Source organism: Mycoplana sp. 10N416, from assembly GCF_056394765.1.
Genome location: NZ_JBFTIM010000001.1, coordinates 477,795 through 490,039, shown reverse-complemented (window position 1 = coordinate 490,039; position 12,245 = coordinate 477,795). Strand labels below are relative to the sequence as shown.

8 protein-coding genes are annotated in these 12,245 nt (G+C 62.4%); 4 read left to right on the top strand and 4 right to left on the bottom strand.

Going from position 1 to position 12,245, the window contains the following annotated elements; translation table 11 throughout:
* Positions 1–4: 4 nt before the first annotated feature.
* The gene (locus AC1DDS_RS02335) at positions 5–1,450 is read left to right on the top strand and encodes an FAD-binding oxidoreductase (protein WP_477477413.1); all 1,446 of its coding nucleotides are present in this window, start codon (positions 5–7) and stop codon (positions 1,448–1,450) included.
* Between the two features lie 57 nt (positions 1,451–1,507).
* On the opposite strand, the gene AC1DDS_RS02330 is transcribed toward AC1DDS_RS02335, so the two are convergent.
* Positions 1,508–2,566 (bottom strand): helix-turn-helix domain-containing protein, encoded by a 1,059-nt coding sequence (locus AC1DDS_RS02330; protein ID WP_477477412.1) that lies wholly within the window; start codon positions 2,564–2,566, stop codon positions 1,508–1,510.
* Positions 2,567–2,789: 223 nt separating this feature from the next.
* On the opposite strand from AC1DDS_RS02330, the gene AC1DDS_RS02325 reads away from it, so the two are divergent.
* Entirely contained in the window at positions 2,790–5,438 is a 2,649-nt protein-coding gene (locus AC1DDS_RS02325) for a hypothetical protein (protein WP_477477411.1), read from the top strand.
* A gap of 177 nt (positions 5,439–5,615) precedes the next feature.
* Here the strand turns inward: AC1DDS_RS02325 and cysN are convergent, their stop codons facing one another.
* From cysN to AC1DDS_RS02310, 3 genes are read right to left on the bottom strand one after another with little or no spacing between them, the layout of a single operon-like run.
* Complete coding sequence (gene cysN / locus AC1DDS_RS02320) at positions 5,616–7,097, bottom strand: sulfate adenylyltransferase subunit CysN (protein WP_477477410.1); 1,482 nt, start codon at positions 7,095–7,097, stop codon at positions 5,616–5,618.
* Position 7,098: 1 nt separating this feature from the next.
* A complete protein-coding gene (gene cysD / locus AC1DDS_RS02315; protein ID WP_477477409.1) occupies positions 7,099–8,052 on the bottom strand; it encodes a sulfate adenylyltransferase subunit CysD in 954 nt (317 codons plus the stop codon).
* A 39-nt stretch (positions 8,053–8,091) separates the two neighbouring features.
* On the bottom strand, positions 8,092–8,838 hold the full coding sequence (locus AC1DDS_RS02310; RefSeq protein WP_477477408.1) for a phosphoadenylyl-sulfate reductase: 747 nt from the start codon (positions 8,836–8,838) through the stop codon (positions 8,092–8,094).
* Between the two features lie 362 nt (positions 8,839–9,200).
* Here AC1DDS_RS02310 and AC1DDS_RS02305 point away from each other — a divergent pair, with 362 nt between their 5' ends.
* The gene (locus AC1DDS_RS02305; RefSeq protein ID WP_477477407.1) at positions 9,201–10,805 is read left to right on the top strand and encodes a calcium-binding protein; all 1,605 of its coding nucleotides are present in this window, start codon (positions 9,201–9,203) and stop codon (positions 10,803–10,805) included.
* 416 nt (positions 10,806–11,221) lie between these two features.
* Positions 11,222–12,241, top strand: coding sequence for a sulfate ABC transporter substrate-binding protein (locus tag AC1DDS_RS02300; RefSeq protein ID WP_310414684.1), 1,020 nt, complete (start codon positions 11,222–11,224; stop codon positions 12,239–12,241).
* Positions 12,242–12,245: the final 4 nt, after the last annotated feature.

Genomic DNA, 12,245 nt, shown 5'->3' with positions numbered 1-12,245 from the left:
CGTTATGAGCGATGTCCAGTTCACGCGACGGGAGGGCGGATCGATTGCGCTTTCCAACGACGCTTTGAATGCATTTCAGACCCAGCTTCGCGGACGCCTCTGTCTGCCGAACGACGCCGGTTACGACGAGGCCAGGACAATCTGGAACGCCATGATCGACCGGCGACCGGGGGCTGTGGTGCGCTGCCATGGCGCAAGCGATGTCATGCGGGCCGTGCACCTCGCCCGCGACAACGGTTTGCTGGTGTCGGTGCGCGGGGGCGGGCACAACATTGCCGGCAACGCGGTCTGCGAAGGTGGCCTGCTGATCGACCTGTCACCGATGCGTTCGGTCCATGTCGATCCGACAAGGCGGACCGCACGGGTGGAACCCGGCGCGACGCTGGCCGAATTCGACAAGGAGGCGCAAGCGTTCGGCCTCGCGACGCCTCTTGGAATCAACTCGACCACCGGTGTGGCCGGCCTGGCGCTCGGCGGCGGCTTCGGGTGGCTCAGCCGCAAATTCGGGTTCACCATCGACAATCTGATCTCGGCCGACGTGGTCACGGCCGACGGCCGGCTTGTTCAAGCGAGCGCAACGGAGAACCCGGACCTGTTCTGGGCGATCCGCGGTGGTGGCGGAAACTTCGGCGTGGTCACGTCGTTCGAGTTCAAACTGAACCCGATCGGTCCTGATGTGGTTGCCGGGCTGATTGTTCATCCCTTTGCCAATGCCCGCGAACTCCTTTCAGGCTATCGCGAGGTGGCGGCGGCAGCGCCTGACGATCTGACCATATGGGTCGTGTTGCGCCGGGCACCGCCCTTGCCGTTCCTGCCGGAGGACGTGCACGGCAAGGAGATCCTGGTCTTTGCGGTCTGCTATGTCGGTGAACTGGACAAAGCGGCCGAAGCGCTGGCCCCGCTTCGCGCCCTCGGAGAACCGATCGCCGATGTGATCGGCCCGCAACCCTACGCGTCCTGGCAGACGGCATTTGATCCGCTGCTGACGCCGGGCGCATTCAACTACTGGAAATCACATAACTTCACGGCTCTGAGCGACGGCCTGTTCGACATCCTGATCGACTATATCGGCACGCTGCCGACTGCGGAATGTGAGATCTTTATCGGCCAACTCGGCGGTGCCAGCGGTCGTGTCGCCTCGGACGAAACGGCCTTTCCGCATCGCGATGCAAAGTTCGCGATGAATGTGCATACGCGCTGGCGCGACCGCGCCGACGAGCGAGCCTCGATCGAATGGGCACGTGCGCTCTTTGCGGCGACCGCGCCGCACGCCACCGGCGGTGTCTACGTCAATTTCATGCCGGAGGATGAGACCGACAGAGTGGCGCAGGCCTATGGCGGCAACTTTGCAAGGTTGGCAATGCTCAAGGCAAAATACGATCCGGACAACATTTTCCGGCTGAACCAGAACGTCCAGCCGAACAGCGCAGCGGGGCAAGGACGTCGTTGAAGACGGGAAGGTCCTCGCAGAGGGAGCTCGGATATCGGGGCATGGCCACCGGGTGGTTCATGCCCTTCCGAGCCTGTTCAGCCAGTGGCCGAGACGTTCGCCGTCGTCGATGGGTTCGTCCAGGTGCACAGGCCAGCCGTTTCCGGCCTCGGCCAGCATCCGCACGTCGCGCGGGGTGACGCCATAGTGCGCCTTGAAGGCACGGGTGAAGGCCGGAATGTTGGAGAAGCCGGTGTCGAAGGCGATTTCCGCCAGCTTTCGCTGGCTGGTCTGCCCGCTTGAAAGCTGCCGGAAAACGCGACGCAGGCGCCGATCGCGAATGTAGCTTGCGACGCCTCCAAGCGGCTCGAACAGCCGGTAGAGGGAAGAGCGCGAGAAGCCCAATCGGCTGCAGATCATGTCCGGGCCGAGTTCCGGATCCATCAGGTTGCAATCGACGAAGTGCTGCACGCGGGCAATTTCGGCGCGCGCGGCATGGGCCTGCCGAACGTCGTCGTCGATGCTGTTGGCCGTGAGGCTGGCGATCAGCCCGGCCGTGCTCTGGGCAAACATCGCCGCGTCCGGCAAAGAAATCCGGTCGCGCTCTGTCCAAAGCATCCGGATATGCGCCAGAAGAAGCTTCGCCTGCGTTGAGCTGGCTGGCAGATGGATGTCGTGCAGTCCGTCGAGTTCGAACTCGGGCAGGCCAAGCAGGCTGCGGGGAAAGACGAAGGTGAAGTTTTGGCAGTCCTGCGCCTTGGTCGAGATCGTCCTGGTGAGATCGCAGATGAACACATCGCCCGGACCCGAGATAACGGCCTCGCCCTTGACCACCCGCACGTCGCTGCCGGCGAGAATGATCTGCACGAGCACGGCGTCAGCGCCGACTTGCGCCACCTTCCTCATGCTGCGTTCGTAGCGATAGGCGGCGTTGGACATGCTGGCCTGGCTGAACAGCATGGGGCCGAGCTGGACGCAATCAACATGCACCCGAAAGTCCGGCTGCTGCTGCCAGTCGTCGAGCGTCGCGTCAAAAATCATTGAGACCGCTTGCCTGTAGGTCTCGAAACTATCGGGGTCTGAAAGACCGCTGGCACTCAAGGTCAGGTGCGGGAGTCTCTGCAGCACAGGCGCCATGCGGTTCTCGATGGGATGATTCAACGGCAAATATTTCACGTCGAGATGATGCGGCGTCAACCCCCCGGTGCGGCGATTTCCTCGGCGCCGCGGCGCGTGCTTTGCAAATTATCCCAATGTCTTGACCAGATATCCCAAAGCGACGTTCGGGTGGGACCGACCGGTTGATCTTGCCCTTTCCGTGTTGTCCAAGCTCGCAGGTTTCAAGCGATAAGAGGCGGCAATGAGCTATAGACAGACTGAGGTCATCGAAACGGACCGGACCACCCGCCTTGTCGCTCTGGACAGCACCCTCGTCGTCGTCGCCGAAGGGGTCACGGTCGACGTCATGGTGCCCCCTTCCGCGCCCTTCGCCGCTCTTTCCGCCATCACGGTCCCGTGGTCGAGCAACGGCTTCGAAATCGCCGGCACGGTGAAGACGGATTTCGGCACCGCGATTGCAATGACCGGATCCGAAGCGGAAAGTGCAAAGATCGATATCCGGGCGACCGGGCAGATCCTTGGGGGGCAAGGCATATACTCCTCCGTCTACGGAACCGAGATCAACAACGACGGAAATATCAATACCAACCAGAATGCCGTATCCATCAACGGCGAGGGCAGCTCGTTCACGAACCGGGGCGGGATTCGCGCCGGCAATTCAGCCGTTGTCGCCGACCAGGAGGATGCCGTCATCCGGAACTTCGGGACGATCAGCGCGAATTCCGCCACATTGAGGGTGACCGGCGCAATGGCGGACATCGAAAACCGGGGGACCATGACCGCGGATACGGTCAATGTCGTCTTCCTGAGCGGCTCCCATTCCACGATGACGAACTGGGGGACGATCAGAGGTCTCAACACCGTCACCCTCGACGACCGGCATATACGCTTCACGAATGAAGCAGATGGTGTGATCTCCAATACCAATTTTTACTACTCGGCCTTCTACCTGAGCGCGCGCGCCACCGATGTTGAGATCGTCAACAACGGAACCATAAACGCGTTCGACGGCACGGTAGCCATCTCGTCGCTGGCCGACCGCTTCACGCTCCGAAATGCCGGCACGATCGATGGCAAGATCGAGTTGGCAGCGGACTTTGCCGATCTGTTCCTGACGAATACGGGAACGATCACCGGTGCGATCACGCTGAAGCATGATGCCGACAGGGTCATCAATTCGGGTTCGCTCGCGAGCGTCGATCTCAGCGGCGGCGACGATTACTTCGACAGCACCGGCGGGACCGTCAGCGGCATCGTCAAGGGCGGTTGGGGAGACGACGTCTTCATCGTCTCCTCGGCAATCGCCCTTTCGGAGGAATTCAATGAAGGAACCGATCTCGTCAAGTCGTCGATCTCCTGGGTGCTCGGCAGCAACTTCGAAAACCTGACATTGCTCGGCACGGGCAACATCAACGCGACCGGCAATGGCCTGCACAACGTTCTCATCGGCAATACCGGCAACAATCTGATCACCGGCGGAGCCGGCGTCGACACGCTGATCGGCGGGCTCGGGGACGACGTCTACATTGTCGAGGCTGGCGACGAAGCCGACGTGATCCGCGAGAATGTGGGAGAAGGGAACGACACCGTTCGCTCGGCCATCGACTTCTCGCTTGTGACGCTGACCGCCATCGAGAACATCACGCTCACCGGTTCGACCGCCGTCAACGCCACCGGCAACGCGCTCGACAACGTCCTGACCGGCAATACCGCGGCAAACAGGATTGCGGGCGGTGACGGCAACGACACGCTGACGGGCGGCGAGGGTGTCGACCGGTTGATCGGCGGGCGTGGGGACGACCTTTATATCATCGCCGCGGTCGGCGACGAAGCGGATGTGATCGAGGAGAATGCAGGGGAGGGCAATGACACGGTTCGCTCGGCCATCAGCTTCTCGCTTGCTGCGCTGGCTGCCGTCGAGAATGTCACGCTCACAGGCGCGTCCGCTGTTGGTGCCACCGGCAACGCTCTCAACAATGTCCTGACCGGCAACGCCGCGGCCAACATCCTTTCGGGCGGCGACGGCAATGATACTCTCATCGGCGGCGAAGGCGGCGACACCTTGCTCGGCGGGCGCGGCAACGACAGGTACTATGTGGACAGCAAGTCCGATATCGTGATGGAATTGTCGAACGCCGGCAACGATACCGTTTACGCGACCGTATCGCTAACGCTTGCCGACAACGTCGAGAACCTGGTCCTGCAAGGCTCGGCGGCGAAGGGAACCGGAAACGCACTGGCCAACACGCTGACCGGCAACGCGTCCGCCAACACACTGGATGGCGGCGCGGGTGCCGACATCATGCGAGGCGGCGCCGGCAACGATATCTATCTCGTCGACAACGTCCGCGATGCGATCAGCGAACTCAAGGGCGAGGGGGTAGACCTCGTCCGGTCGACGGTGACCTTCACGCTGGGCGACAACATCGAGAACCTGACATTGGCGGGAACGAGCGCCATTTCCGGGACCGGGAACGCACTCGCCAACAGCATCACCGGCAATGCCGGCGCCAATGTCCTCAAGGGCGCGGGCGGAGCAGACCGGTTGAGCGGCGGCAGCGGAGCAGACGTGCTTTATGGCGGCAGCGGCAACGATGTGCTGATCGGCGGGGCGGGCGCCGATACGCTTTCGGGAAACTCCGGCGCCGACACCTTCGTCTTCAGTGCCGCGAGCGGCCACGACACGATCACCGACTTCAGCACCATCCACGATGTCATCGACCTGTCGGCGATTTCGGAGATCACCGGTTTCGGCGACCTGAAGCGCCAGCATCTCACCGACAAGGGCAGCTACCTGCTTCTCAGCTGGAACCACGGCGGCAGCACTTTGAAGCTGATGGGAATCGACTCTGTCAGCGAGCTAAATGCAGACGACTTCATCTTTGCCTGACCGGACAGTGCCCGGACGATCAATCTAATCGATGTTCTGTTGGTTCGAACCGGCCCGTCCCCGCGCGGAGAAAATCCGGCGTGGCGGCGCCACCGGGGCAGGCCGAACAAAAGCATCCTGCAACGAAAAAGGGGCCGCTCGCGCAGCCCCTATTATCAGTTGCCGGAAGAATAGCCTCTACCGATCCAGATCGGCGAGCAGCTCGTGGGCGCGGCCGGCGCTGGTGTGGCGCACCTCGGCGTCGTGGCGGCGGCTGGCGAAGATCTCCGTTGCCATCAGCTTTTCGGCGAGATCGGCCGGCAGCGACAGGATCACCCGCTCGTCGCCGGTGTGGATGCCGCCGAGCTCGGCGTGCCGACCGCTGACCATGCCGCCCGCCACCGTGTTGTGCGTGTCCGGGTCGATCAGGATGAAGGCGCCGGTGGTGCGGTTCTGCTCGTAGGTGTCGAAGATCGCCTGCTCGTCGAAGGTCAGCGCCACCTTGCCGATCGCATTCATCGACAGCGCCTCGGCGGCGTTCCACTTGCCGCTCTTCAGGTCGAGCTGGCTCGCCGGGGTGACGGTGACGCGCTGGCGGCGGCTGCCGCTCTTCAGCCAGTAGCGCTTGCCCGGCTCGATACCTTCGGGCTGCAGGGCGACAAGCTGGGCGTCGAACCTGCGGCCGGTCATCGGCTGGCTGTCGATCGAGACGATCATGTCGCCGCGGGCGACGTCGACCTGGCGGTCGAGAACGAGGGTAATGGCGTCGCCGGCGACGGCGGCGTTGCGCACGAGGTCGAAGGTGACGATCTGCTTGACGTTGGCGATCATGCCCGACGGCAGCACGACGACGCTGTCGCCGGGCTTCACCGCACCACCGGCAACCGTGCCCTGATAGCCTCGGAAGCTTTCACCGGGACGGGAGACACGCTGGACGGGCAGGCGGAAGCCGACCGTCTGGTTGGAGCGGACGGTGGCCTTCTCCAGCGTCTCGACCAGCGTCGGACCGTCGTACCAGGGCATGGCGGCGCGGCCCTCATAGACGACATTCTCGCCCTTCAGCGCCGAGACCGGGATCGCGGTGACCTGCTTGACGCCGAGCGACAGGGCGAGCTCCTTGAATTCGTGGCTGATCGCCTCGAAGCGGGCGCGGTCGTAGCCGGTCAGGTCGATCTTGTTGACCGCCAGCACGAATTGGCGAATGCCCATCAGCGTTGCGATCGTCGCGTGCCGGCGGGTCTGCTCGAGCAGGCCGACGCGGGCGTCGACCAGAAGCACGGCGAGGTCGGCGGTCGAGGCGCCAGTTGCCATGTTGCGCGTGTACTGCTCGTGGCCGGGCGTGTCGGCGACAATGAACGAGCGCCGGTCGGTCGAGAAGTAGCGGTAGGCGACGTCGATGGTGATGCCCTGCTCGCGCTCGGCCTGCAGGCCGTCGAGCAAGAGCGCGAAGTCGGGCAGGCCGAGGTCGTTCTGTCTGCCGGAGGAGGAATCGCGCTGCAGGGTGGCGGCCTGGTCTTCCTTGACCGCCTTGGTGTCCCAGAGCAGGCGGCCGATCAGCGTCGACTTGCCGTCGTCGACGCTGCCGCAGGTGATCAGCCGCAAGGGGCGCGAGTCGCGGGCGACGCGTTCGGTTTCGACGGCCGGAAATGCGGCGATGGTTGCGGTTGCCGATGCGGTCATCTCAGAAATACCCTTCGCGCTTCTTCTTTTCCATCGAGCCGGACTGGTCGCGATCGATGGCGCGGCCCTGCCGTTCGGAGACGGTTGCGGTTTCCAGCTCGGAAATGATGTCGTCGAGCGTCGTGGCGGTGGAGCGGATCGCGCCAGTCAGCGGGAAGCAGCCGAGCGTGCGGAAGCGGATGACGCCTTCCTGCTTCGTCTCGTCCGGCAACAGTTCCAGCCGCGGGTCCTCGGCCAGCACCATCATGCCGTCGCGCTCGACATACGGGCGCTTCTTGGCAAAGTAGAGCGGCACGATCGGAATGTCCTCGGCCTGGATGTAGCGCCAGATGTCGACCTCGGTCCAGTTCGACAGCGGGAAGGCGCGCACGCTTTCGCCGCGGTTGATCATGCCGTTGTAGACGTTCCACAGCTCCGGGCGCTGGTTGCGCGGGTCCCAGCGGTGGTCGGGCGTGCGGAACGAGTAGATGCGCTCCTTGGCGCGCGAGGCCTCCTCGTCGCGGCGCGCGCCGCCGAAGGCTGCGTCGTATTTTCCGGCGTCGAGCGCCTGGCGCAGCGCCTCGGTCTTCATGATGTCGGTGTAGCGGGCCGAGCCGTGGGTGAACGGCGTGACGTTTTCTTCCGCCCCGCGCGGATTGACGTGCTCGATCAGGTCGAGGTCGTAGCGCTTCACGATTTCGTCGCGGAACGCGATCATCTCGGCGAACTTCCAGCCGGTGTTGACGTGCAGCAGCGGGAAGGGGACGCGGCCGGGATGGAAGGCCTTGCGGGCGAGATGCAGCAGGACCGAAGAGTCCTTGCCGATCGAATAGAGCATCACCGGCCGTTCGAATTCGGCGGCGACCTCGCGGAAGATGTGGATCGCCTCGTTCTCGAGCGCCTTGAGATGCGGGTCGAGCGGCGGTTTGGTGGCCTGTGCGCCCTTGGCCTCCGCCATGCTACGGATATCGGACATTTTCCAGTCGTCTCCAGAAATCTGATCGGCCGGTCGGCCTCAAAGGGAACTTGAATTCAGCGAGGGGATGGCGGTGTCGGGAACGTGGAGGCCGCATTCGCGCTTCTCGTCGTTTTCCCACCACCAGCGGCCGGCCCGCTCCGGCTCACCGGGCTTGATCGCCCGGGTGCACGGCTCGCAGCCGATCGAGGGATAGCCGCGCGCATGCAGCGGGTTCACCGGCACGGAATTGTCGGCCACATAGGCCTGAAGCGTCCCGATGTCCCAGTCGGCGAGCGGATTGATCTTGATGAGGTTGCGCTCTGCGTCGTACTCGGCAAACGGCGTCTCCGCGCGGTTGCCCGACTGGCCGCGCCGCAGGCCGGTGATCCAGAACGACGCCCCTTCGAGCGCGCGCGCCAGCGGCCTCAGCTTGCGCACGCCGCAGCAGGCGTGCCGGGCTTCGATGCTGTCGTAGAAGCCGTTCACCCCGTAGGTCGTGGCATAGGCGTCGACCTCGTCCTTTGCCGGATGAAAGCGGACGATCTCGATGCCGAAGCGGTCTTCCGTTTCGCCGATCAGGTCGGAGGTTTCCTGGAACAGGCGGCCGGTGTCGAGCGTTGCGACCTCGATCGGCAGCCGGTTCAGGCCGATCGCCGCGGTGATCACCTGGTCCTCGATGCCGAGGCTGGTGGTGAACACCGCCCGCCCGCTCGCACCGGCAACCAGCGCAAGACGGCCGCCGAGGTCGAGACCGCTGAGCTGCTCATTGAGGACCCTTGCGGTAGTTTCAAGATGCGATGCCATCGGTACGAAATCCTGCTGTTGTTCGCGGAATATCGCAGCCGCCCCGGCGAATGGACAGGAATACGGATTTCTAATGTCGTTTCGCGAGAGCAAATATCGCCTCAAAAGCGGCTGATCGCAGAATACGGCTGACAGAGCTGGAAATACCGGAAGACCATAAAAATTATAGAACATTTCCTGAGACCGCGGTCGCCAGGACATATGCGAAACTCCGGCGGGTCAGGCGAGAGATCGAATTGGGCCGCCCCTCGATCTTCGCCAAAAAAAGATGACTACAGGAGTCATGTTTAAACTTGACAATAATAGTCACCTTAAATTAGCGAGACCCTTGTTGTTCAATTTTGCCTTCAGGGGATAAACTCATGGCGATCACGATTACGGCCTACGACACCGACAAGAATGGCGTCGGTGTCGATGTTCTCACTTATCTCAGCAAGTTCGATTCCAGCTTCGTCGCGGCTGGTCGCGGCCAGTTTTCCGGAGCAAACGGCATGTCCGGCAAGCAGTATGCCAGCCTCGACACCAATGCGACGGGGCTCGTTCTCGATGCGGGCAAGACCGACTGGGCATACGACATGAACACCCACCAGGTAGTAGGATCGCTCAGCGCGCTGCGTTTCGGCACAAACACGACGCACGATGCCGCAAGCAGCACCTTCAAGCAGATGACTGATCTGAAGATCAGCGGACTTGGCCTTGAAACCTCCGCGGACGCCAACGCGCTGCGATCCACCCTGTCGGCGGCGGACACCACGGGCCTGCTTGCCCTTCTGAAGAAGAACAGCATCAACTTCGTCGGCAGCACCGGCAAGGACGTCTTCAAGAGCTTCGACAAGAATGACGTCCTGAACGGCGGCGCCGGCGATGACACGCTTTACGGTGAAGGCGGCAACGACACCGTCAAGGGCGGCACGGGCAACGACAAGCTCTTTGGCGGCGCCGGCAACGACACGCTGATCGGCGGTGAGGGCGCGGACAAGCTCGATGGTGGTGCAGGAACCGACACGGCATCCTACGCCGGTGCGACGAAGGGCGTTGTCGCCAACCTTGCCAAGGCATCCGATAACACGAACGATGCGAAGGGCGACACCTATGCTGCGATCGAGAACCTGACCGGCTCGAGCTATGCCGACAACCTGACCGGAAATAGCGGTGCCAACACGATCAACGGCGGCAAGGGCAACGACACGCTGACCGGCGGCGGCGGCAACGACACGCTGATTGGTGGTGCGGGCGCGGACAAGCTCGATGGTGGTGCGGGAACCGACACGGCATCCTACGCCGGTGCGACGAAGGGCGTTGTCGCCAGTCTCGCCAAGGCATCGATCAACACCAACGATGCGAAAGGCGACACCTATGTCTCCATCGAGAACCTGACCGGTTCGAGCTATGCCGACAAGCTGACTGGCAACAGCGGCGCCAACAGGATCAACGGTGGTAGCGGTAACGACGCACTCGATGGCGGTGCCGGCAACGACACGCTGATCGGCGGTGCGGGTGCAGACAAGCTCAATGGCGGCGCGGGCACCGACACGGCGTCCTATGCCGGCGCGACGAAGGGCGTTGTCGCCAACCTCGCCAAGGCATCGCTCAACACCAACGATGCGAAAGGCGACACCTATGTCTCCATCGAGAACCTGACCGGTTCGAGCTACGCCGACAAGCTGACCGGCAACAGCGATGCCAACAAGATCAACGGCGGCAAGGGCAACGACACGCTGACCGGCGGCGGCGGGGCCGATGTCTTCGTTTTTGCCAAGGGTTACGGCAAGGACACGATCACGGATTTCCAGAACAACATCGATGACATCGACCTTCGGTTCTATAATTTTTCGTCGGTCAGTGCGGTTCTGAAAAAGGCCGTACAGGTGGGAACGGACGTCCACATCAAGCTCAGCAGCACGGACATCATCGTCCTTGACGATTTCAAGCTGAAGGATCTCGACGCGAGCGACTTCCTGCTCTGAGCGGTCGAAATCAAAGTTTCTGTAGATCAGGAGAGGGGGCGGCATTGGCCGCCCCTTTCCGTTTCAGCAATGCAAACCCTTGGCGCCATAGGCATCCGCTTTTGCATTTGTCCGTATTGCCCTAAAGTCTCTCTGGCACGCAGTCGCTCAAGGGTTTTCACGTTCAGCATGTATCTTGCGGCGCGGATGCATCTTTGATGGTGGTCGGCAGCCTCTGCGGCCGATCTTGAGGTGCCTGTCGCATTTCCTGCTGCGGGGATTTCCCAGCAGATCTATCGCGCCGAAGCCGGGATTATGGGGAACCGTTTTGCCGCCCGGAACGTTGCAGGGAACCACTTTTGCGGAACCCAGTTTCATTGTTGACTAACTCTACTAACTTAATAGACTTTGTTGCACCAAATGTGAGGGAGTAGAAAATGTCTATTTATTCCAAGAGTTTGAGTGTGGCATTGCTCGGCGTCGGCCTCGCGGTTGGCAGCTTTTCGGTCGCCTGGGCGCAGAGCACGCTGTTGAACGTCTCCTATGATCCGACCCGCGAGTTCTACAAACAATACAACACCGCCTTCGCGGCCCATTGGAAGGCAGAGACCGGCGAAGACGTCACGATCCAGCAGTCGCATGGCGGCTCCGGCAAGCAGGCCCGCGCGGTGATCGACGGTCTCGAGGCCGACGTCGTGACACTGGCGCTCGAGGCCGACATCGACGCGATCGCCGAGCGGACGAAGAAGATCCCGGCAAACTGGCGCGAGTTGCTGCCGAACAAGTCGACGCCCTATTCGTCGACGATCGTCTTCCTCGTGCGCAAGGGAAACCCGAAGGCCATCAAGGACTGGGGCGACCTGATCAAGGATGACATCCAGGTGATTACGCCGAACCCGAAGACTTCGGGCGGCGCGCGCTGGAACTTCCTGGCCGCCTGGGCCTGGGCCGAAAAGGAATTCGGCGGCGACAAGGCCAAGGTCACCGAATATGTCACCACGCTCTTCAAGCACGTGCCGGTTCTGGATACGGGCGCGCGCGGCTCCACCACCACCTTCGTCGAGCGTGGCATCGGCGACGTCCTGCTCGCCTGGGAGAATGAAGCCTGGCTGGCGCTTGAGGAACTCGGCCCCGATCAGTTCGACGTCGTCGCGCCGTCGCTGTCGATCTATGCCGAGCCGCCCGTTGCGCTGGTGAAGGGCAACGCCGAAGCCAAGGGCACGGAAAAGCTTGCAAATGCCTACCTTGAGTATCTTTATAGTAAGGAAGGCCAGAATCTCGCGGCCAAGAACTTCTATCGCCCGTCGGATCCCGCCGGTGTCGATGCCAAGCTCTTGGAGAAGTTCCCGAAGCTCGAACTCGTGACGATCGAGGCCTTTGGTGGATGGAAGAAGGCGCAGCCGGAATTCTTCGGTGACGGCGGTATCTTCGACCAGGTCTACAAGCCGGGGAACTGAGATC

What these genes read in the sequence shown, in the direction of transcription:
- AC1DDS_RS02325 (WP_477477411.1), top strand. Translation starts at nt 2,790, where the DNA reads ATGAGCTATAGACAGACTGAGGTCATCGAAACGGACCGGACCACCCGC.
- AC1DDS_RS02310 (WP_477477408.1), bottom strand. Translation starts at nt 8,838, where the DNA reads ATGGCATCGCATCTTGAAACTACCGCAAGGGTCCTCAATGAGCAGCTC.
- AC1DDS_RS02335 (WP_477477413.1), top strand. Translation starts at nt 5, where the DNA reads ATGAGCGATGTCCAGTTCACGCGACGGGAGGGCGGATCGATTGCGCTT.
- cysN (WP_477477410.1), bottom strand. Translation starts at nt 7,097, where the DNA reads ATGACCGCATCGGCAACCGCAACCATCGCCGCATTTCCGGCCGTCGAA.
- AC1DDS_RS02330 (WP_477477412.1), bottom strand. Translation starts at nt 2,566, where the DNA reads ATGGCGCCTGTGCTGCAGAGACTCCCGCACCTGACCTTGAGTGCCAGC.
- cysD (WP_477477409.1), bottom strand. Translation starts at nt 8,052, where the DNA reads ATGTCCGATATCCGTAGCATGGCGGAGGCCAAGGGCGCACAGGCCACC.
- AC1DDS_RS02305 (WP_477477407.1), top strand. Translation starts at nt 9,201, where the DNA reads ATGGCGATCACGATTACGGCCTACGACACCGACAAGAATGGCGTCGGT.
- AC1DDS_RS02300 (WP_310414684.1), top strand. Translation starts at nt 11,222, where the DNA reads ATGTCTATTTATTCCAAGAGTTTGAGTGTGGCATTGCTCGGCGTCGGC.